Genomic DNA, 19,403 nt, shown 5'->3' with positions numbered 1-19,403 from the left:
GTCTCCTGGATGGTTTTTCAGCTTGCGATGTAGGCGGTCTTGACCGTGGTGTAGAACTCGGCCGCGTGGCGGCCTTGCTCGCGCGGGCCGTAGGACGAAGCCTTGGTGCCGCCGAAGGGAACGTGGTAGTCGACGCCGGCCGTGGGCAGGTTCACCATTACCATGCCCGCCTGGGCGTGCTGCCGGAAATGCGTGGCGTACTTCAGCGAGGTCGTGCAGATGCCGGACGCCAGGCCGAACTCGGTGTCGTTGGCCAGGTGCAGGGCCTCGTCGTAGTCGCGGGCGCGCAACACGCTGGCGACGGGGCCGAAGACTTCCTCGCGGTTGATGCGCATGCCGGGCTCGGTGCCTGTTACCAGCGCGGGCGCCTGGAAATAGCCGACGGTGTCGCGCTCCAGCGTCTCGCCGCCGATGATGGCCTGCGCGCCCTCGCGCCGGGCGATGTCGAGGTAGGACAGGTTCTGCGCGAGCTGGCGCTCGTCCACCACCGGCCCGATGTCTACGCCGGCACGCAGCGCGTGGCCGACGTTCAGCCTGGCCATGCGCTCCCGCATCGCCTGTACGAAGCGGTCATGGATGCCGGCGGCCACGATCAGCTTGCTCGATGCCGTGCACCGCTGGCCGGTGGAAAAATACGAGCCCTGCACCGCGGTTTCCACGGCCTGCTCCAGGTTGGCGTCGTCCAGCACCACCAGCGGGTTCTTGCCGCCCATCTCGCATTGCACCTTGGCGCCGCGCGCGGTGGCGCCAGCGATGATGCGGCGGCCGGTGGCCACCGAACCGGTGAAACTGATGGCCTGAACCTCGGGGGAATCGACGAAGGCCTGGCCGACCGCCGAGCCGGCGCCCATGACGAGGTTGAACGCGCCCTTGGGCAGCGCGGTGCGCGACAGGATCTCGGCCAGCAGCCAGGCCGAACCCGGCACCAGCTCGGCGGGCTTGAAGACCACGGTGTTGCCGTAGGCCAGCGCCGGCGCGATCTTCCACGCCGGGATGGCAATGGGGAAGTTCCATGGCGTGATCAGGCCGACCGTGCCCACCGGCTGGCGGAACACTTCCACGCCGACATTGGGGCGGACCGACGGCAGCAGGTCGCCGGGCGTACGCAGGGCCTCGCCGGCGAAGAACTTGAAGATCATGGCGGCGCGCGCGACCTCGCCCATGCCCTCGGGCAGGGTCTTGCCTTCCTCGCGCGACAGCATGCGGCCGATCTCTTCCTTGCGCGCCAGCAGCTCGTTGCCGACCGCGTCCAGCACGTCGAAACGCTGCTGGGGCGTGGAGGCGGCCCAGGCCGGCCGGGCCCGTGCCGCCGCGGCGATGGCGCGGCGGGCCAGTTCGGCGTCGGCCTGGGCGTACAGGCCGATCACGTCGCTCGTGTCCGAGGGGTTGACGTTAGGGCGGGCGGATACGCCCGGCACCCACTCGCCGGCAATGTAAAGATGGTATTCCGGTGTGTTCATGTCGGTTCTACAGTGCCGTGACGCCGATCACGGCCTGGACGGGTGCGAAGCGGACGGCGTTGCGCAGGGGGCGGCCGAAGCCGTCCAGCGAGATCTCGAAGCGGTCGCCGTTCACGGTGCGGACCTGGTCGGAGAAGCTCAGCGTGGCCGTGCCGAAGTAGTGCACGTGCACGTCGCCGGGGCGGCGGAACTGCGAATACTTGAAATGGTGGTGTTCCAGGTTGGCCAGGGTGTGGCTCATGTTGGCCTCGCCGGTGACGAAGGGCTTCTCCCACAAGACCTCGTCGCCGCGCACGATGCGGCTGGTGCCCCGCAGGTCGGCGGGCAACTCGCCCAGCAGCAGTTCGGGCCCGAAGGCGCAGGGCCGCAGCTTGGAATGCGCCAGCCACAGGTAGTTGAAGCGCTCGGTCAAGTGGTCCGAGAATTCGTTGCCCACGGCGAAGCCGATGCGGCGCGGCGCGCCCTGGTCGTCGATCACGTATACGCCCACCAGCTCGGGTTCCTCGCCGGCGTCCAGCGCGAAGCCGGGCACGGGGAAATCGCATTCCGGCGCCACCAGCAGGCTGCCGTCGCCCTTGTAGAACCACTCCGGCTGCGCGCCCACCTGGCCTGCCGCCGGCTTGCCGCCCTCGACGCCAAGCTTGAACATCTTCATGGAGTCGGTCAGGTTGGCGTCTTCCCGCAGCTTGGCATGCATGGCGTCGCGCGATGCGGCACTGCCCAGGTGGGTCAGGCCGGTGCCGGAGATCAGCATGCGGGCGGCATCGGGATGGGTGACCGGCGGCAGCAGGCGCCGTTCGTCCACCAGCGACTGGTAGCGGACCCGGCGGCCCGAGGCCAGGCGCCGGATCAGCGCTTCCAGCGCCACGCCATCGCGGGCCGCCTGCAAGGCCAGGCCGTAGACGCCCTCGCGGGCGGAGCTGACTTCGATCTCGTCGTCGCCGGCCACGACGCCCACGCAAAGCTGGCCGTCCTCGATGAATTGGATGACGCGCATGATGTTCACTCGCTGATCTGGAATTGATCGAGATACTCGGTGTTCAGGGTCAGGCCCAGGCCCGGCACCGTGTCGTCCAGCTGCAGGAAGCCGTCCTTGGCGACGGGTTCGCCCTTGAAGATGTAGTAGAAGAGTTCGTTGCCCACTTCCACGTCGAACTGCGGGAAGTACTCGCTCATGGGCGAGGCCAGCGTGCTCATGGTCAGGTGGTAGTTGTGCATCTGGCCGGCGTGCGGGATCACGGGTATGGCATGCGCCTCGCACAGCGCGTTGATCTTGTGGGCAGCGGTGATGCCGCCGACGCGGTTGGTGTCGTACTGCACGACCGACACCGCCTTCTTGTCCAGCAGCTGGCGGAAGCCGTGCAGCGTGAATTCATGCTCGCCGCCCGAGATGGGAATGGCGCTCAGCCGCGACAGTTCGGCATAGCCGTCCACGTCGTCGGCGATGACGGGCTCTTCCAGCCAGCGCGGCTCGAACTTCTCCAGCTTGGGCAGCATGCGGCGCGCGTAGTCCAGGTCCCAGCCCATGTAGCACTCCAGCATCAGGTCGGACTCGTAGCCGATGACCTCGCGCACGGCCTGCACCGACTTCAGGTTCTCGGCCACGCCGCGCGTGCCGTGGTTGGGGCCGTAGCCGAAGCGCATCTTGAACGCGGTGAAGCCCTGGTCCAGGAAGGTCTGCGCTTCTTCCTGCATGGCCTTCAGGTCGCCCCGGTACAGCTTGGAGTAGTAGCAGGGGATGCGTTCCTTGGTGCGGCCGCCCAGCAGCTTGAACACGGGCTTGTTCACCGACTTGCCCAGGATGTCCCAGATGGCCAGGTCCACCGCCGAGATGGCCGCCATGGCCACGCCCTTGCGGCCCCAGGCCAGCGTGGAGCGGTACATGCGCTGCCACAGGTATTCGTAGTCCCAGGGGTCCTGGCCGATCACCAGCGGGGCCAGGTACTGGTCGATGATGGCCTTGGCGATGTGCGGCGCCAGCGCGACGTTGCCCAGGCCGACGATGCCGTCGTCGGTCTCGATCTCGACCACGGTCCAGCCGTGGAAGCGGAAGGTCTTCATGGAGTCGCCGCGGTCGTACAGGGCGTCCATGGCGTTGGAGCAGAAATTGGCCTGGGGCGGAACGGTCTTGCCCTTCCATTCGAAGACGCGGGCGCGGACGGATTGGATTTTCATGATGGTTCGCGAAAGGAAAGTTATCGGGTGGCGGCCTGGCGCTGGGCCAGGCCCATGCGGCAGGCGATGGCGTAGGCGTTGGCGATGGCGTTGTCGTCGGCGCGGCCCTGGCCGGCGATGTCGTAGGCGGTGCCGTGGGCGGGCGTGGTGATGGGAATGGGCAGTCCGCCCTGCACGGTCACGCCCTTGGAGAATCCCAGGAGCTTGATGGCGATCTGGCCCTGGTCGTGGTACATGGTGACGACGGCATCGACCAGCCCGTCGCGGGCCTTCAGGAAGATGGTGTCGGCCGGGTACGGGCCTTCGATGGGCAGGCCCTCGGCCACCAGTTCGCGCACGGCCGGTTCGATGATCTCGACCTCTTCGCGGCCGCAGGTGCCGCCGTCCCCGCCGTGCGGATTGAGCGCGGCCACCGCCACGCGCGGGGCCTGGACGCCGTTGGCCAGCAGCGAGCGGTGGATCAGGCGCGTGGCGTCCTTGATGCGGTCCTTGTCGATGTAGCGCGGCACGTCCTTGATGGGAATGTGCGACGAGATGCGCGAGGTCCACAGTGAACCCATGGTGTTGAACTCGCAGAAATAGGTGGTCACGCCCAGGTACTCGGCGAAGTGATGCAGCTCGTCCTCGTGGCGCAGGCCGCCCAGCTTCATCGCGTGCTTGTTCAGCGGCGCGAAGCAGATGGCGTCGATCTGGCCGTCCATGGCCGCGGTCATGCAGCGGTCCAGCACTTGCAGCACCGACTTGCCGCCCGCCGCCCGCGCCTTGCCCACGATCACGTCCACCGGGTCGACGGTGTTCATGGGCAGGAAGGCGGGCATGTCGGCATCCGGACGCGCGCGGACTTCGGCGAAGTCCTCGACCGGACGGGTCCCGACCCGTACGCCGGCCACACGCTGGCCTTGTTCCCACAGCCAGGGATCGCCGACCAGCACGATGTTGGCCTGGCGCGGGACGTCCGGCCGCGACAGCAGCCGGGCGACGAGTTCGGGACCGATGCCCGCGGGATCGCCCAGGGTAAGCGCGACGACGGGACGAAGAGGGGTAGTCATGGAATGTCAGCCATCAAGAAGGGGAAGGGGCTCAGATCCGGACGATCCGGGAGACGTCGGGTTCGCGCTGCGTGGCGATGAAGCGGGTGAAGCGCAGCGATTGCAGGTCCAGCACGCCGACGCGGTCGTCGTCCTGCGAGATGTAGGCCAATGGCCGCGTGGGATGGAGCGACAGCGCGATGGCGCGCGCGTCCATCTTCACGTAGCCCGTTTCCTGCAAGGTGACGGGGTCGACCACCGAGACGCTGCGGTCGCCGTAGTTCGTCACCAGCAGGCGGTTGCCGGTGCGGTAGATGCGGGTCGCGTCCTCGCGCGAGGGCACCGTCAGGCGCACTTCCATGGTCTGGGTGTCGATGGCCGACAGCGTGTTGCTCCAGCGGTTGCTGACGAACAGCGTGCGTTCGTCCTCGCTCAGGCAGCAGCCTTCGGGCTTGAGGCCGGGATGGCAGGCCACGGGCTGGGACAGCGGTTCCCAGGGGCGCAGCTTGGTCACCGTGTGGCTGAGCAGGTTCATGCTGAAGGCGGTCTGGCCGTCGCGCGTCAGCACGAACAGATGGCTTTTCACGCCGCCCGAGGGCATGGCGCGCTTGGGCGCGGTGTCGGTGTCGGGCTGGTCCAGCACCAGCAGCATGGCCTTTTCCTCGCTCAGCGCGTAGAGCCGGTCGTGCTGGTCCATCTGCATGCCGTGGATGCGGTTGAACGGGAACAGGTCTATAGACCTTACCAGTTGGGCCGAACGAATATCGATCTGCAGGATCGCGGATCCCCCCGGGCCAACGTGGCCGGAGGTCTCGACGCCATAGTGCCCCACGTAGACGTAGCGCTGGGCCGAGTCGATCGCGAATTCATGCGGGAAGTCGGGCAGGGGCAGGCTGCGCAGCCGCTCGCCCGACTCGGGGTCGTACCAGCTGATGCAGTGCGAACATTTTTCTACCAGCAAAAGGGTGTCTTGGCTCATGGCGGGGTCTCAGGAATGGCCGTGCGTGTTCAGGCGGATGCGATACAGCGACGTCGACGCGCAGATGTAGAGTTCGTCGCGCGCGGCGCCGCCGAAGGTCAGGTTGCCGACCTTCTCGGGGACGGGGATGCGGGCCAGGCGCGTGCCGTCGGGGTGATAGACCTGGACGCTGTCCTCGCTGCTGGTGTAGACCCGGCCGCGTTCGTCTACCCGTATGCCGTCGGCCAGTCCGGGCTCGACCACCGCGAACACGCGGGGGCGGGCCAGCGTGCGGCCGCCGATCACGTCGAAGGCCAGGATGTGGTGATTGCCGCTGCCGTCCGTGCGCAGCGCGGCCGACGTGTCGGTCACGTACAGCACGCTTTCGTCGGGCGAGAACGCCAGGCCGTTGGGTTCTTCGGCAAGGTCGCTGGCGACGTCCAGCGCGCCGGTGGCCGGGTCGTAGCGGAACACGTAGTTGGCGCGCAGCTCGGACGGCGCCTGGTGGCCTTCGCGGTCGGACAGGATGCCGTAGGGCGGATCGGTGAACCAGATGCTGCCGTCGCGCTTCTCGACCAGGTCGTTGGGCGAATTCAGGCGGCGGCCCTGGTAGCGGTCGACCAGCACCTCGGGCGCGCCGGGCCGGCCGTCGCTGTCGAAGCGCGTGCGCAGGATGGCGCGCATGCCGTGCGAGCAGTGCAGCAGCGAACCGTCCGCCGAAGCCGTGTGGCCGTTGGTGAACTCGACCCGGTCGCGCCAGACCCGTCCGCCTTCGCGCTCGTCCCAGGCCAGGATGCGGTTGTTGGGGATGTCGCTCCACAACACCATGCGCCGCGCGGCCAGCCATACGGGGCCTTCGCTCCAGGTGGCGCCGGTGTACAGGCGCTCGAGCCGGCTGTCGGGCCCGAACAGGCCCGCGGCGCGCGGGTCCAGGGAAACGGGAGTGCTCATGAGTGATCGATTTCCTGTAGCGTGGTGCGATGGACCTGGTCCAGGTGCCGCTGCATGGCGGCCACTGCCGTTTCCGGGTCGCCGCTCTTGAGCGCGGCGACGATGGCGCGGTGGTCGGTCACGCTGTGCGCGATGGCGCCCGACCGCTGCAAGGCGCGGCGCCGGTGCTCCAGCGCATAGCCGTAGAAGTCGAACACCACGTCGGCCAGCAGGCCGTTGCCGCAGGCGCGGTACAGCACTTCGTGGAATTCCTGGTCCGAGATCTGGAAGCGGACGGGGTCGTCCATCATGGTTTCCTGGTCCGCCACCAGGCGGTCCAGCCGGTTCAATTGCGCGGGCGTGATGCGGCGGCTCGCCAGGCGGATTACCTGTACTTCCACCGCGGCGCGCGCCTCGGCCACTTCTTCCAGCGAGCGGTCGCCCAGGTCGCGCAGCGTGCTGACCGAGTCCTGCACCGCCACCGTGCCCGGCCCCAGCACGCGCGTGCGCGCCCCCTGGCTGACCTCCAGCATGCGCCAGGCCTGCAGCATGCCGATGGCGGCGCGGACCGTCTCGCGCGAGACGCCCAGCGTGATCGCCAGTTCGCGCTCGGACGGCAACTCGTCGCCCGGGCGCAGCAGGCCCGAGTGGATCATGTAGGCCAGCTTGTCGCTGATCTGGTCGCGAATGGTCCGGCGCGTGATGTTCGGGGTGTCGCCGGGGATGCGGGGAATGAGCTGCATGCGTGTGATCCCTGTCACTGTGGTCACTGGTTCGGTAAGCATACCTGTCAGGGTGTCGGCCTAGGCCATCCGCGTCGGCAGCGGGCATTCGTCCGCATGCCGCGCCATGGCGCGCACCAGTTCCAGCGTCAGTTCGGCGCGCACGGCGGCGCAGCCGGGATCGTCCCAGCGATTGACGCGTTCGTCGGGATCCTCGCGCAGATCGTAGAGTTCTCCCCAATCCTCGAAGGCATGGACCGACAGCCGCCAATCGGGCGTGACCAGCGTGCGCACCTTGGGCAGGCCGCTGCCGGGCATGGGGCGGTGGCCTTCTTCCTCGACCAGGACCGAGGCGCGCGGCGTGGCGGGCGCGGCGGCGGGAGCGAGGTCGCGCCCCTGCGTGCCATGCGGCGCGGCCAGGCCCGCGCGCGCCAGGATGCTGGGGCCGATGTCGATCGCGCTGGCCAGGTCGGCGCGCCGGCCGCCTGCGCCGGCCTGGGGGTCGGCCCAGATCAGCGGCATGCGGATCACGCTGCGGTAGTGCAGCGGACCCTTGAACAGCAGGCCGTGGTCGCCCATGAAATCGCCGTGGTCGCTCAGGAACAGCACCACGGTGTCGCGCGCCAGGTCCAGCGTTTCGAGCTTCGCCAGGATGGCGCCGACCATGTCGTCGATGCAGGTGATGGCGCCGTAGTTCAGCGCGATGGCCGCGCGGGCTTCGTCCTGGGTGACGGCGATGACCCGGCTGCCGGCCGTGGAGCGCCGGCCGGCGGCGAGTTCCTCGTGCAGCGCGCGCTTGAGCGGCGTGTCCGCCGGCGTGGCCGGCCCGCAGGTCGCGGGCAGTTCGACGTCCTCGGGCCGGTACATGTCCCAGTAGCGACCGGGCGGCGTGAACGGGTGGTGCGGGTCGGGGAAGGAGCAGGCCAGCAGGAAGGGCTGGTCGCCTCGCGCCGCATGGTCTTCCAGCCAGTCGATGGCGCGGTCCCGGACGAAGGCGCTGGGATACAGGTCCTCGGGCAGCGCGGTGCGCCAGGCCTGGGGCGCCGCCGTCTCGCCGCCGGGCAGGGCGTGGTCCGGGCCGCGCAGCGTGTCGGCCTCGGGGCAGCGGGCCCGCAGCCAGCGGTCGTAGGCGCCGCCGACTTCGTCGCCGTGCTCCAGGCACAGTTCGGCGTGATCGAAACCATAGTAGGGCAGCCGCACCGCATGGTCCGGGTCCCGCCAGCGCACCACCGACTCCTGCTCGTAGGCGGCGCAATCGCGGTCCTCGCGCCGTGCCTGCGGCCGGTCGGCGGCCTCGCCCTTGCGCCAGGACGGCTCGACGTCCGTCATGTTCTGCAAATGGCTCTTGCCGATCAGCGCCGTGCGCCAGCCCGCCTCGCGCAGCGCGTCGGCGAAGGTGCGGCTGTCCAGCGGCAGCGGCACGCCATTCATGCGCGCCCCGGCCGCGCCAGGCATGCGCCCGGTCATGATGGCGGCGCGGTTGGGCATGCACGCCGGCGAAGCGACATAACACCGCTCGAACACCGTGCCACGCGCGGCGATGCCGTCGATGTGCGGGGTGCGCACCTGTGTGTTGCCATAGCAGCCGAGGTGGTCCGCGCGCTGCTGGTCGGTCACGAAGATCAGAAAATTAGGCCGCAGGGTAGACATTTCGATGCTCTATGACGCCGCGCGGAAGTGCGCGGTCCGATCCAGGGCACAGCGGATCCGGCTTTGCCGGTCCGCCAGTGCCGCCCCTTGAGGGGCGCGCGAAGCGCGTAGGGGTGGGTTCAATTCGCTTCTAATTTGATCGCGTCGGCCAGTTGGCGGTAGCGGCGGATGTCTTCTTCCGTCATGGCCGCCAGCGTGGCCGGAGAACCGGCCTCGGCCACCATGCCCTGCGCGGCGATGCGGTCCTTCACCGAAGGATCGGCCAGCACGCGGCGCAGCTCCCGGTTCAGGCGCTCGACCACCGCCGCCGGCAGGCCCGCCGGACCGTACAGCCCGAACCACGTGCGCGTCGCGAAACCCGGGATGGATTCGGCCACCGTGGGCGTGCCGGGCAGCATCTTCGAGCGCGTGGACTGCGGCACCGCCACGGCCACCAGCTTGCCGCCCTGGATGTGCGGCAGCGCGGGCGAAAGCCCGACCAGCATCACGTCGATCTGGCCGCCCAGCAGATCCTGCATCGCGGCCGGCCCGCCCTTGTAGGGCACGTGCGAAAGCGGGATACCGGCGGCCTGCATCAGCTGTTCCATGAACAGGTGGTTGGGCGAACCCACGCCCGCCGACCCGTACGTGGCCTTGCCCTGCTTGCCGCGCGCGTAGGCCACGAATTCGGCGAAGGTCTTGATCTTCAGGGCGGGGTTGGCCGCCAGCACGAACTCGTTGAAACCCAGCAGCGAGACCGGCGTGAAATCCTGCAAGGGCCGGTAGGGCAATTGCTTGTAGACGATGGTGTTGATCGCCATGTTGCCGTCGTGCGCGATCGCCAGCGTGTAGCCGTTCGGCTCCGCCTTGGCCAGCGTTTCCATCGCGATCAACCCGCCCGCCCCAGGCTTGTTCTCGACCACGACCTTCTGTCCCAGCCCGCTGGACAGGGGTTCCGCCAGGATACGGGCGAAGGCGTCGGGCGCGCTGCCGGGCACCGACGGCACCAGCACCTTGATGGGCTGGCGCGGATAGTCCTGGGCGGCGGCGGTGCCGGCCGTGGCCAGCAGCAGGCCGGCGGCCAGCGCGGCCAGCGACCGGCGGCGCGGAATGCGGGGAAGACGGGGGCTCATGAGCGGGGTGGTCCTTGCGGATGGGATCGGGTACTGGTCTGCTGGTACGGATAGTAGACCAGTTGAAGCGGACTCACTATCTAGGGTTAACCCGCGATCGAGCGAGACGACCCGCTGCCCTCCCGGCACCAACATAGGCTAGCGCGAGCCCCTTGCTGGTGCGCCGCGTGGCTTCTCCAGCGGCGGCTTGCCTTGTTTCGTCCTGCGGTCGCTTTTCCCCTGCAAGCCCGGTTTTCCTGGCAATGCAGGTCATCTCGAACACGGGTTTCCATGCTGGCATGTGACTTGCATAACCGTGGCATCAAGGTGGTATGCCACATGTATGCACCATATCGGCATGCCCCTTTCCGTGTGACCCACAGCCAGAAAGGATTCCGATGAAACTGCTGTCAGGTTTGAAGCTTCTCGCCGTGGGCGCTTTGCTCGCGGGTTCTGCACAAGCGGCCGAGCCGACCCGCATCAAGTTCGCCTTCAACTTCACGCTCGATGGGAGTGCCGGACCGTATCTGCTGGCGCTCGAGCGCGGCTACTTCAAAGAGCAGGGCCTCGATGTCACCATCGATCCTTCTTCGGGATCGGGCGATGCGGTAACCCGCGTGGCGTCGGGGACTTATCAGATGGCCTCGGCCGATTTCTCCACGCTTGTCGAGTTCGCCAGCCGCCAACCCGCGGTAACGCCCAAGGTTGTTTTCGTGATGTACGAGCGCGCGCCGCAGGCGATCATCAGCCTGTCGAGCGCGGGCATCAAGAAGCCGGCCGATCTGGCGGGCAAGACCGTGGGCGGCGGCAACGCCGACGGTCCGGCGCGTCTGTTCCCGGCGCTGATGCGCATCGCCGACGTCGATCCGTCCAAGATCACCTACAAGCAGATCTCGCCGCAGTTGCGCGACTCCATGCTGTTGACCGGACAGGTCGACGCGGTGATCGGCAATGACTACACGTCCTGGTTCAACCTGAAAGGACGCGGCGCCAAGCGCGAGAACGTTGACATTCTGGAATATGCGGATTTCGGCCTGGATGTCTACAGCAACTCCATCATCGCCAGCCAGGCATTGCTGCGTGACAAGCCCGAGGCGGTCCGCAAGTTCATCGCCGCCGCGCTGAAAGGATGGCGGGATGCCATAGCCGACCCGGCGGCGGCGACGAAGGCGGTGGCCGCTCGCAACCGGCTGATCGACCCCGTGCTCGAAACCGAGCGCCTGCAGTTCCTGATCGACCACAAGGTCAAGACGCCGAATGTCCAGAAGTACGGGATCGGCTATGTCGATGCCGACCGGATGAAGAAAAACATCGCCACCATCACCGAGAGCTTCGAGTTGCCGGCCGCGCCGCCGGTGTCGCTGGTGTACGACCCGCAGTTCGCGCCGGGCGGCAAGTCGGCAGTGCAATAAAGCGGAGCATCGCTTCATGGCAATCATTTCTTCCGGCGCCGGCGTGCGTCCCGTGGAGGAAGACGGCGCCGACGGCACCGAGCCGCTGCTGGAGGGCGGCAAAGGCCTGGTCGACCGGCTCCATGCGCAGTTGCACGAGATGCTGCTGACTCATGAGATCCCGTTGGGAGTGCCGATCTCCGAGCGGCAGTTGTCGATACGGCTGGGGGTTTCCCGTACCCCTTTGCGCGAGACTCTGCGGCGGCTCGAAGGCGAAGGCTTCATCCAGCGCAACAACGGCGTGCTGGAAGTGCGCCGCATCACGCTGGAGGAGTTTCTCGAGCTGCTCAAGATCCGGCGCCTGCTGGAGGTCGAGGCGGCCGGCGACGCCGCGGGCCGGATCGAACCCCACACGGTCGCCGACCTGCGCAAGGCCCTGGAGCTGTTGCTGGCCGGAGAAGTCCGGGACAACCGGCAGCGCGTCGCGCTCGATCTCGAACTGCACCGCGCCATTTGCGATGCCTGCGGTAGCCGTTCCATGGCCGAACTGATCGAGCAGTTGCGCCGCCGGTCCATGCTGTTCGCCACGCCGCCGGTTCCCGGCGATTTCCGCCAAACCGTGGCCGAGCATCTCCGTCTGCTGGACGCCGTGGCCACCGGCGACAAGGCTCGCGCACGAGAGGCCATGGCCGAGCATCTCGACCACGTTCTCGACAACATTCTTTCCCGCCTGATGAAGCGTTAGGCGTTGCAGGATACCCACCACCATGACTGAAAAAAATCTTTCCCATGAACAAGGTCCGGAGACGGACGTTCCGATGTTGTTCCAGCCCCTGACGCTGCGGGGCGTGACGGCACGCAACCGTATCGTCGTGTCGCCGATGTCGCAGTACAAGTCGGTCGATGGCTGCCCCACCGACTGGCACCTGGTGCACCTGGGCAAGTTCGCGCTGGGCGGCGCCGGCATCGTCTTCTGCGAAGAGACCTCGGTCTCCCAGCGCTCGCGCAAGACCTACGACTGCCCGGGCATCTACACCGATGCACAGGCCAAGGCCTGGCGCCGCATTACCGATTTCCTGCGCGAGCAGGGTACGGTCAGCGCCATCCAGCTGGGCCATGCAGGCCGCAAGGTGGCGACGCGGGCGCCGTGGGAGGGCTTCTCGCCGCTGGGGGAGGCGGACGCCGCCCAGGGCCGCCCGCCCTGGTCAGGCCTGGCTCCCAGCCCCATTCCGTTCAAGGAAGGGGCGATGGTGCCCAAGGAAATGGATCGCGACGACATCCGGGCGGTGATCCAGGCGCACGTCGATGCGGCCAAGCGTTCGTTGGACGCGGGCTTCGACATCTGCGAGATACACGGTGCGCACGGCTACATCATCCAGCAGTTCCTGTCGCCGATCACCAACCATCGCACCGATGGCTACGGCGGCGACATCGAAGGACGCATGCGCTTCGGCCTGGAGCTGATCGAGGCGGTCCGGGCTGCGTGGCCGGCCGACCGGCCGCTGTTCTTCCGCGGTTCGTGTGTCGACGGCCGCGGCGGCATCTGGAGCATGGACGACACGGTCGTGCTGGCGGGCCGCCTGAAAGAGCGCGGCGTGGACATGTTCGACTGCTCGTCGGGCGGCATCGACGGTCCGCTGACGCTGCATGTGGTGCCGCGCGTGCCTGGCTACCACGTACCGTTCGCGCGGCGCATCCGCGACGAGGTCGGCATGCCCACCATGGCGGTGGGCCTGATCCGCGAGGCGGGCCAGGCGGAAGGCTATTTGCAGGCGGGCGACTGCGACCTGGTGGCGTTGGCGCGCGAGATGATGTGGAACCCGAACTGGGCCGCGCACGCGGCGCGGGAACTGGGCCTGGCGCGGCCGCATGAATTGCTGCCGCGGAACTATGCATGGTGGCTGCAGAAGCGCGAAGAAACCCTTGAACTTTCCAGGACGTCCGCCCATGAACAGCCTGTCTCCTGAAGGCCGCCCCTTTGCGGAACTGTACGACGTCGCCATGCACTACGGCGGTCTTGACGGCACGCTTGCGCTCGAGAATCTGAACATGACCGTCAACCGCGGCGAGCTGGTTGCCGTGGTGGGACCGTCGGGGTGCGGGAAATCGACGCTGATGCGGTTGATGAGCGGCTTGTGGCTGCCCACCGATGGCGGCGTGATCATCGATGGCAAGGAGGTGGACCAACCCTTGTCGATCGTCGGCATGGCTTTTCAGAATCCTACGTTGCTGCCGTGGCGCACGATACTGGACAACGTCATGCTGCCTCTGGAGGTGGCGACGGAGCATCGCGGCCGCCTGCGCGCCCACAAGGCCGAGTACATGGCCAAGGCGCAGGAATTGCTTGAACTGGTCGGGCTGGGAGGGTTCGGCGCAAAGCTGCCGCATCAGCTGTCGGGAGGCATGCAGCAGCGGGCATCGCTATGCCGGGCGCTGATACACGAGCCGGCGCTGTTGATGCTGGACGAACCGTTCGCCGCGCTGGATATCTTTACACGCGAGGACCTGTGGTCGGTCTTGCAGAACGTATGGATGGCCCGGCGTCCGACGGTCATGCTGGTGACGCACGATCTGCGCGAAGCCGTCTATCTGGCTGATCGCGTGGTGGTCATGTCTTCGCGTCCCGGACGGGTGATCGCCGAGCACATCGTGCCCTTTCCCCGTCCCCGCAGGCGCGAGGATACGTTCTCGCCTGAATTCAATAACCTGGTCCACGAGTTGCGCGAAGCAATCGAAGTCGCCCGCGGCCAGCACGAAAATCCTGAAGGGGTCGAGCATGCAGCGTGAAAATGCCTTGCCTGTCAACGAGGTGCGCCGAATCGCGCGCAGCAGCCGGGCCGCTGCGCGCACCGCTGCCCTGAAACGCCGGCGCCGCCTGGAGCGGGTCCTGCCATGGCTGGTCATCCTGGGCTTTTTCCTGATATGGGAGGCCGCTGTTCGTGCCCTGAGTGTCGCGGACTTCGTATTGCCGCCGCCCTCGGCGATCGTCCAGGGCATGATCAAGTGGTGGGAGCCGTTGCTGGTCGACGCCGCGCATACGCTGCTGTCGACCACCATAGGCTTCGCCTTCGCGGTCGTGCTCGGCATCGTCACCGGCGTTGCGATCGGGGCGTCCACCCTCGTCTATCGAGGGCTTTATCCGCTGCTCGTGGCGTTCAACAGCATTCCCAAGGTTGCGTTGGTGCCGGTGCTGGTGTTGTGGTTCGGGGTCAATACCGTGCCGGCCATCATTACCGCGTTCGCCATCAGCTTCTTTCCCATCGTGGTCAACGTCGCAACCGGCATCGCCACCATCGAGCCGGAGCAGCGCGACGTGTTGCGCGCGTTGGGCGCGCGCCCGCTGGACATCGTGCGCAAGGTCGGGCTGCCGCGCGCCATGCCGTATTTCTTCGCCTCGCTCAAGATCGCGATCACCGTGGCCTTCGTCGGCAGCATCACCGCGGAAACGGTGTCCTCCGAGCATGGGATCGGCCATTTGATGATGGCGGCTTCCGCCAGTTTCGACGTGCCGCTGGTATTCGCCGGGTTGATCGTGACCAGCGTCATGGGCATCGCGATGTACACCATCGCGGCCGCCATCGAAAAGCGCACCACGACCTGGGCGACGCGTGGCCAGAACGATCTGGAGAATGGCGGGCACTGACGGATCAGCTTCGGGACGGGCGTACGGTAGCCAGCGGCAAAAAGAGTGTGCGCGGCGAGTCCGGCAAAGCGATGAATCCATGGTGCCGATAGAAGGCCGCCGCTGCTTCGTCTTTGGCGTCAACCATCAGCGCGTAGGCGGCGACTTCCGAACGGGCGGCCCGGTCAAGCGCATCGGCCAGCAGCGCGCCGCCCAGGCCCTGGCCCTTGAATGTCTGATCCACGGCCAGGCGTCCCATGCGAACGGCGGGTACGGTCGGATAGCGGGGCAGTTTCTTGCCGACACTAGCTGGCAGATCCGTCAGCAGTAGACTGGCCGAGGCCAATGTGTAGTAGCCCGCGATGCGCTGCCCATCGGCCATGGCCACGAAACAGGCCGCCACTCGGCGGCGGACATCCTGCGACACTTGTTCTCGCAGGTAGCGATTCAGAGGCTCCGAATCGCAATTGAATGCTGTACGGTCATGAGTCGCATCGAGGGATCCGACCAGGAAAGGCGCATTCCTCATTCAGCACGCAAGAGTTTGCGGCGACGAGCCATTGCGCGCTTCAAGGCCGGGGTGGGGGGCGGGGGCTCCATCAAAGCCTGAGCAAAACACTCTTGGTCGGCCAGGGACAAACGAATGACTTCGGCCTGTTCGATAGCCCGCTGAGCGGCATCCTGAACCGCGGCAACGATGAAATCAGTCATGGTCCTGCCCTGGAGTTCGGCGGCGCGTTTGAGCATCGAATGCAGGTCGGTACTGATTCGGGCTTCGAGACGAGCGGTGGAAACGGCTGTAGACATGGTGCTGTCCTCCTATTTCGATCATACGGCAAATTGCCGTACAAATCAAAAGTAGGGATGCTTGAATCGGCATGCCCTGGCAACAGCCCGCGATACCTACCGCTTATCCAACTGGTCGTACACGGCCGACGCCACCCGCGCCAGCTCGTCCTTGGAAACCCCCGCCGACAGCGCATAGCCGAAGGGCCCGTCTATCCAGTAGAAGACATTGATGCCGCCCTCGCGCGCGAAGCGGAAGGCCGTGTCCGGATTGCCGTCGCGCTCGGTGCTGACGTACAGGGTCAGGCGCTGCCCGCCGGCGTCCTGGTACATGAACTGGGCCACGGGGCCTTCGCTGCCGGGCAGCAGGCGGCCGCCGACCAGTTCAAAGCCCAGGCCGCCCAGCTTGGGCGCCCGCACGTCCCGGCCCAACCGCCGCGACAGCCAGGTGACGAGCTGGGCTTCCTGGTCCGCGCCGATCTCGACCGGCCGGCGCACGTCCGGACTATAGACCGCATGGGCGATCGCGGCCTGCTGGGGCAGGGATGGCCGGGCGTCGGCGATCGCCGGGGCCTGGTAGCGGCCGTGTCCCCACCAACCCGCCATGCCGCCCAGCAGGACCAGCATGATGCCGGCGGCTATGCGCAGGGCGGGCTGCGTCGACCGGCCACGGCGGGCGCCCGGGGGAATCGCCGCGGTTTCCAGCGCGGGCGGGATCGGTTCGTCCAACACGGGTTCGAACAGCCGTTGCAGTGCGCGCTTCTGTTCCTGCCACGCCCGCACGCGCACGGCAGCGTCCGGGTGGCCGGCAAGATGGGCCTCCACGTCGGCCCGCCGCGCGGGCGACAGCTCGCCATCGACGTAGGCATGCAGATCGGCTTCGGTGATGGGCATCATGGTTTCACTTGATCATCCGCAGGGTTCCGGCCGCGGGCGGCTGTCCGTCCAGGATCAGGCGCAGCCGCTCCCGGCCCCGGGACAGCCGGGACATGACGGTGCCCAGCGGGATGCCCAGGGTGTCCGCGACCTCCGCGTAGCGCATTCCTTCCAGCGCGACCAGCAGCAGGACCGCCCGCTGTTCCTCCGGCAACTGCGCCAGCGCGTGCTCCAGGTCCTCGAGCTCGATGCCGTCCGCCTGCGTGGGCCGCGAGGGCATGTCGTCCAGGGCTTCGTTCCACGGCACGGTGTTCAACCGCTGTCCCCGCAACTGGTCCACGCGCAGGTTGTGCATGATGGACAGCAGCCACGCGCCCAGGTCGCGCCCGGTGTGCCACGTGTGCAGGCGCGCCCACGCGCGTTCCAGGGTGTCCTGCACGAGATCGTCGGCCGCCGCGCGATCGCCCGCCAGCGCGCGGGCATAGCGCCGCAGACGCGGAAGCAGGGCGGTCACCGCGCGGCTGTCCATGGGCCGGTCAGGTCAGGGCTTGGCGACGTGCCAGACGTTGTTGACGCCGTCGCCGGTCTTGTCGCCCGGCTTCTGGTCCTTGACCCAGAAGTACAGCGGCTTGCCCTTGTACGCCCACTGGGCCTTGCCGTCGTCGCGCGTGATGACCGTGTAGTCGCCCTCGGCCTTGTCCGAGGCCGTGGCCATCAGCGGTGGCCAGTTGGTCGCGCACGGGCCGTTGCACACGCTCTTGCCGCTGCCGGCGACGTCCTTGTCGAACACGTAGAGCGTCATGCCGTTGCCGCCGGCCAGCACGCCGTCCTTCGCCTGGGCGGGGGCCGCCTGCGCGGCCGACGCGCCGAACAGGGCCGCCGTCGCCAGCAGCAGGGAGGGCAGAAGCGATGTTTTCCTGGCTACCATGGGATACTCCTTGGTGGTTGATGAAGGGTGCTTGAACGGTATACGGGGGCGGGCCGTCCAATATTCCCTTCGGCGGAAAATTTCGCCGCCTAGGGCCTGTTAACACAACGCAGCCCATCTGCAATCAGGGCGAAATTGATGAACCCGGTAAACATGACGTCGAGTTTGTCGAAGCGGGAGAAGATTCTGCGGAAGCCTTTGAGTCGCCGAAACAGGCGCTCGACCTCGTTGCGCCGCTTATACATCTCCCGGTCGTACTGCCATGGCTGAACACGCGTCTTCAATGGCGGCACGACTGGGATGTATCCCAAATCCAAGGCCAGTTGCCGAGTCTCGTTGCCTTCGTAGGCTTTGTCCATCAGCAAGTGCAGTGGCCGATTCGGTCTGCCCAGGCGGCGCAACAGTGCCCGCCCCTGCGGGCCATCGCCGGCTTGGCCCGGCGACAGCGCGAAGATCACTGCCGTTCGAGCATCCGCGGCAACCAGATGAATCTTGGTGGTCCAGCCTCCTCGAGACTTGCCAATGCTTTGGCGGCCTTTTTTTTGAGGGCCCCCGTACCGTCCGGATGCACTTTGACTATCGTGCTGTCCAGCGACACCGCCTCGATGCGTATCCGGACAATCTGCGACTGCTGCAGTTGCTCGAACACCCGATCCAGAACGCCGCTCTTGGACCACCGGTTCATTCTCGTATAGATCGTGTGCCAGTTGCCAAAACGCTCCGGCAACCCTCTCCATTTGCAGCCGTGCTCGGCCACGTACAGGATCGCGTTCAGCACGTTCAGATTGCTCATGCTCACATTGCCCCGCTGGCGAGGAAGGCAATGCTCTATCTGCTTGAATTGGGCTTCGCTGATTTCCATCACCGAAGTATCTCTTAATTTTCATGATTAACACCATTAGTGTTAACACGACCTAGCCCATCTGCTGCCTATGCGCCGCGAATCGTTCCTCGATTTCCCTTTGCGCTTCGAACAGATGGTCCACGATCTTGCGTCGCGCCGCGTCGTCCTTCACTCCCCGCGACAGGAAGATCACGTTCAGCGAGGACACGGCCCGATCCTGGAAGCGCAGTGGCACCGCGACGCCGCCGAATTTCGGCTCGTCCGTCCATTCGCCCTGGTTCAAGGCATAGCCGCGCTCACGGGTCTGGGCGATCAGCGTCTGGACGAAACGGTCGTCGGCCGCCAGCCTGGCGTAGTCGTCGGTCCGGCCCTGCAGCAGGTCCAGGATGGCTGCCAGTTCTTCCAGCTGTGCGTAAGCCAGGTAGGCGCGGCCGGCAGCGGTGGTCAGGATGGGTAGCCGGCGGCCGGGCATGCCGGGATGAAAGGACAGAGGGCTGTATGAGCGCGTGGATGCCCGAACGATCATCTCATCGCCTTCCAGCGACACGATGGAGCAGGGCCAGACGATGGCTCTGGATAACGCGCGCATCATGGGCCAGGCGACTTCGGTGATCGCGACGTTGTCACGAAACCCATAGCTCAACTGGTGCACCCGGAATGTCAGCCGGTACAGGTTCGTGGCCGGGTCCCATTCCAGATAGCCGGCCTCGCGCAGCGTCTCCAGAAGGCGCTTGATGGTGGTCCGGTGCATGCCGGTGGTGCGGGTCAGTTCGGCGATGGAGGCCGAGCCGCCGGAACTGCGGTTGAGCGCAGCCAGGATGTCCAGGCCCTTCACCAGAGATTGGCAGAGCCGGTAGCCGCCGTCGAGGTTTCGCGCCATCTGTGCAGATTTCGTGATCGGGGAACGATGCGTCGATCTTACGATAGATGGCGTCCGGTCCC

At 66.8% G+C, this 19,403-nt stretch carries 21 protein-coding genes; 5 read left to right on the top strand and 16 right to left on the bottom strand.

The features are described 5' to 3' along the window. Positions 1 to 17: 17 nt before the first annotated feature. The 9 genes from R4823_RS27120 to R4823_RS27080 form a co-directional block, all read right to left on the bottom strand. The gene (locus tag R4823_RS27120) at positions 18 to 1,460 is read right to left on the bottom strand and encodes an aldehyde dehydrogenase family protein (RefSeq protein WP_338616827.1); all 1,443 of its coding nucleotides are present in this window, start codon (positions 1,458 to 1,460) and stop codon (positions 18 to 20) included. A gap of 7 nt (positions 1,461 to 1,467) precedes the next feature. Continuing rightward, positions 1,468 to 2,457 carry an AraD1 family protein gene (gene araD1, locus R4823_RS27115; RefSeq protein ID WP_338616825.1) on the bottom strand — a complete coding sequence of 330 codons (990 nt, stop codon included), beginning with the start codon at positions 2,455 to 2,457 and terminating at the stop codon, positions 1,468 to 1,470. Between the two features lie 5 nt (positions 2,458 to 2,462). After that, positions 2,463 to 3,635, bottom strand: coding sequence for an L-rhamnonate dehydratase (locus R4823_RS27110; protein ID WP_087836557.1), 1,173 nt, complete (start codon positions 3,633 to 3,635; stop codon positions 2,463 to 2,465). Between the two features lie 20 nt (positions 3,636 to 3,655). After that, the gene (locus R4823_RS27105; protein ID WP_338616824.1) at positions 3,656 to 4,684 is read right to left on the bottom strand and encodes a 4-hydroxythreonine-4-phosphate dehydrogenase PdxA; all 1,029 of its coding nucleotides are present in this window, start codon (positions 4,682 to 4,684) and stop codon (positions 3,656 to 3,658) included. Positions 4,685 to 4,715: 31 nt separating this feature from the next. Further along, positions 4,716 to 5,642 (bottom strand): YncE family protein, encoded by a 927-nt coding sequence (locus tag R4823_RS27100; RefSeq protein WP_338616823.1) that lies wholly within the window; start codon positions 5,640 to 5,642, stop codon positions 4,716 to 4,718. A gap of 9 nt (positions 5,643 to 5,651) precedes the next feature. Then, positions 5,652 to 6,572 (bottom strand): SMP-30/gluconolactonase/LRE family protein, encoded by a 921-nt coding sequence (locus R4823_RS27095; protein WP_338616822.1) that lies wholly within the window; start codon positions 6,570 to 6,572, stop codon positions 5,652 to 5,654. Next, positions 6,569 to 7,294, bottom strand: a complete 726-nt coding sequence (locus R4823_RS27090; protein WP_338616820.1) for a FadR/GntR family transcriptional regulator — start codon at positions 7,292 to 7,294, stop codon at positions 6,569 to 6,571. The genes R4823_RS27095 and R4823_RS27090 overlap by 4 nt, the downstream gene beginning before the upstream one ends. Before the next feature lie 60 nt (positions 7,295 to 7,354). Continuing rightward, a complete protein-coding gene (locus R4823_RS27085) occupies positions 7,355 to 8,923 on the bottom strand; it encodes a sulfatase-like hydrolase/transferase (protein WP_338616818.1) in 1,569 nt (522 codons plus the stop codon). Positions 8,924 to 9,042: 119 nt separating this feature from the next. Further along, entirely contained in the window at positions 9,043 to 10,035 is a 993-nt protein-coding gene (locus R4823_RS27080; protein ID WP_338616817.1) for a tripartite tricarboxylate transporter substrate binding protein, read from the bottom strand. 377 nt (positions 10,036 to 10,412) lie between these two features. On the opposite strand from R4823_RS27080, the gene R4823_RS27075 reads away from it, so the two are divergent. The 5 genes from R4823_RS27075 (at position 10,413) to R4823_RS27055 (ending at position 15,048) form a co-directional block, all read left to right on the top strand. Next, positions 10,413 to 11,426: an ABC transporter substrate-binding protein gene (locus tag R4823_RS27075; RefSeq protein ID WP_338616816.1), complete on the top strand. Its 1,014-nt coding sequence runs from the start codon at positions 10,413 to 10,415 to the stop codon at positions 11,424 to 11,426. 16 nt (positions 11,427 to 11,442) lie between these two features. Further along, positions 11,443 to 12,150 carry a GntR family transcriptional regulator gene (locus R4823_RS27070; RefSeq protein ID WP_087836549.1) on the top strand — a complete coding sequence of 236 codons (708 nt, stop codon included), beginning with the start codon at positions 11,443 to 11,445 and terminating at the stop codon, positions 12,148 to 12,150. 73 nt (positions 12,151 to 12,223) lie between these two features. After that, complete coding sequence (locus R4823_RS27065) at positions 12,224 to 13,372, top strand: NADH:flavin oxidoreductase/NADH oxidase (protein ID WP_132979445.1); 1,149 nt, start codon at positions 12,224 to 12,226, stop codon at positions 13,370 to 13,372. Next, a complete protein-coding gene (locus tag R4823_RS27060) occupies positions 13,353 to 14,192 on the top strand; it encodes an ABC transporter ATP-binding protein (protein WP_207958616.1) in 840 nt (279 codons plus the stop codon). The genes R4823_RS27065 and R4823_RS27060 overlap by 20 nt, the downstream gene beginning before the upstream one ends. Next, positions 14,182 to 15,048, top strand: coding sequence for an ABC transporter permease (locus tag R4823_RS27055; RefSeq protein ID WP_338616814.1), 867 nt, complete (start codon positions 14,182 to 14,184; stop codon positions 15,046 to 15,048). The genes R4823_RS27060 and R4823_RS27055 overlap by 11 nt, the downstream gene beginning before the upstream one ends. 4 nt (positions 15,049 to 15,052) lie before the next feature. Here the strand turns inward: R4823_RS27055 and R4823_RS27050 are convergent, their stop codons facing one another. From R4823_RS27050 to R4823_RS27020, 7 genes are all read right to left on the bottom strand, one after another. Beyond that, entirely contained in the window at positions 15,053 to 15,556 is a 504-nt protein-coding gene (locus tag R4823_RS27050) for a GNAT family N-acetyltransferase (protein WP_132979447.1), read from the bottom strand. Further along, complete coding sequence (locus R4823_RS27045; protein WP_087836762.1) at positions 15,553 to 15,834, bottom strand: DUF1778 domain-containing protein; 282 nt, start codon at positions 15,832 to 15,834, stop codon at positions 15,553 to 15,555. The genes R4823_RS27050 and R4823_RS27045 overlap by 4 nt, the downstream gene beginning before the upstream one ends. A gap of 96 nt (positions 15,835 to 15,930) precedes the next feature. Then, a complete protein-coding gene (locus R4823_RS27040) occupies positions 15,931 to 16,710 on the bottom strand; it encodes an anti-sigma factor (protein ID WP_132979448.1) in 780 nt (259 codons plus the stop codon). A gap of 4 nt (positions 16,711 to 16,714) precedes the next feature. Next, positions 16,715 to 17,218 carry a sigma-70 family RNA polymerase sigma factor gene (locus tag R4823_RS27035; protein ID WP_338616810.1) on the bottom strand — a complete coding sequence of 168 codons (504 nt, stop codon included), beginning with the start codon at positions 17,216 to 17,218 and terminating at the stop codon, positions 16,715 to 16,717. Positions 17,219 to 17,230: 12 nt separating this feature from the next. Next, positions 17,231 to 17,617: a hypothetical protein gene (locus R4823_RS27030; protein WP_087836759.1), complete on the bottom strand. Its 387-nt coding sequence runs from the start codon at positions 17,615 to 17,617 to the stop codon at positions 17,231 to 17,233. An 89-nt stretch (positions 17,618 to 17,706) separates the two neighbouring features. Then, a protein-coding gene (locus R4823_RS27025; protein WP_132980470.1) for an IS5 family transposase occupies positions 17,707 to 18,479 on the bottom strand; the annotation gives its coding sequence in 2 pieces (ribosomal slippage) (positions 17,707 to 18,155 and positions 18,155 to 18,479; 774 coding nt in all). A gap of 52 nt (positions 18,480 to 18,531) precedes the next feature. Further along, the gene (locus R4823_RS27020) at positions 18,532 to 19,341 is read right to left on the bottom strand and encodes a helix-turn-helix domain-containing protein (RefSeq protein ID WP_087836758.1); all 810 of its coding nucleotides are present in this window, start codon (positions 19,339 to 19,341) and stop codon (positions 18,532 to 18,534) included. Positions 19,342 to 19,403: the final 62 nt, after the last annotated feature.

The sequence above is a fragment of the Pigmentiphaga sp. CHJ604 genome (assembly GCF_036972535.1).
Classification (GTDB): Bacteria; Pseudomonadota; Gammaproteobacteria; order Burkholderiales; family Burkholderiaceae_B; genus Pigmentiphaga; species Pigmentiphaga daeguensis.
Note: the sequence above shows the minus strand (reverse complement) of the source record. Positions and strands in the feature narration are given on the sequence as shown.

Bases quoted from the DNA above. Each gene is read 5' to 3' on its own strand.
- R4823_RS27110 (WP_087836557.1), bottom strand. From the start codon at position 3,635: ATGAAAATCCAATCCGTCCGCGCCCGCGTCTTCGAATGGAAGGGCAAG.
- R4823_RS27095 (WP_338616822.1), bottom strand. From the start codon at position 6,572: ATGAGCACTCCCGTTTCCCTGGACCCGCGCGCCGCGGGCCTGTTCGGG.
- R4823_RS27085 (WP_338616818.1), bottom strand. From the start codon at position 8,923: ATGTCTACCCTGCGGCCTAATTTTCTGATCTTCGTGACCGACCAGCAG.
- R4823_RS27035 (WP_338616810.1), bottom strand. From the start codon at position 17,218: ATGGACAGCCGCGCGGTGACCGCCCTGCTTCCGCGTCTGCGGCGCTAT.
- R4823_RS27065 (WP_132979445.1), top strand. From the start codon at position 12,224: ATGTTGTTCCAGCCCCTGACGCTGCGGGGCGTGACGGCACGCAACCGT.
- R4823_RS27120 (WP_338616827.1), bottom strand. From the start codon at position 1,460: ATGAACACACCGGAATACCATCTTTACATTGCCGGCGAGTGGGTGCCG.
- R4823_RS27040 (WP_132979448.1), bottom strand. From the start codon at position 16,710: ATGATGCCCATCACCGAAGCCGATCTGCATGCCTACGTCGATGGCGAG.
- R4823_RS27030 (WP_087836759.1), bottom strand. From the start codon at position 17,617: ATGGTAGCCAGGAAAACATCGCTTCTGCCCTCCCTGCTGCTGGCGACG.
- R4823_RS27050 (WP_132979447.1), bottom strand. From the start codon at position 15,556: ATGAGGAATGCGCCTTTCCTGGTCGGATCCCTCGATGCGACTCATGAC.
- R4823_RS27060 (WP_207958616.1), top strand. From the start codon at position 13,353: ATGAACAGCCTGTCTCCTGAAGGCCGCCCCTTTGCGGAACTGTACGAC.
- R4823_RS27045 (WP_087836762.1), bottom strand. From the start codon at position 15,834: ATGTCTACAGCCGTTTCCACCGCTCGTCTCGAAGCCCGAATCAGTACC.
- R4823_RS27070 (WP_087836549.1), top strand. From the start codon at position 11,443: ATGGCAATCATTTCTTCCGGCGCCGGCGTGCGTCCCGTGGAGGAAGAC.
- R4823_RS27090 (WP_338616820.1), bottom strand. From the start codon at position 7,294: ATGCAGCTCATTCCCCGCATCCCCGGCGACACCCCGAACATCACGCGC.
- R4823_RS27105 (WP_338616824.1), bottom strand. From the start codon at position 4,684: ATGACTACCCCTCTTCGTCCCGTCGTCGCGCTTACCCTGGGCGATCCC.
- R4823_RS27080 (WP_338616817.1), bottom strand. From the start codon at position 10,035: ATGAGCCCCCGTCTTCCCCGCATTCCGCGCCGCCGGTCGCTGGCCGCG.
- R4823_RS27100 (WP_338616823.1), bottom strand. From the start codon at position 5,642: ATGAGCCAAGACACCCTTTTGCTGGTAGAAAAATGTTCGCACTGCATC.
- R4823_RS27055 (WP_338616814.1), top strand. From the start codon at position 14,182: ATGCAGCGTGAAAATGCCTTGCCTGTCAACGAGGTGCGCCGAATCGCG.
- araD1 (WP_338616825.1), bottom strand. From the start codon at position 2,457: ATGCGCGTCATCCAATTCATCGAGGACGGCCAGCTTTGCGTGGGCGTC.
- R4823_RS27020 (WP_087836758.1), bottom strand. From the start codon at position 19,341: ATGGCGCGAAACCTCGACGGCGGCTACCGGCTCTGCCAATCTCTGGTG.
- R4823_RS27075 (WP_338616816.1), top strand. From the start codon at position 10,413: ATGAAACTGCTGTCAGGTTTGAAGCTTCTCGCCGTGGGCGCTTTGCTC.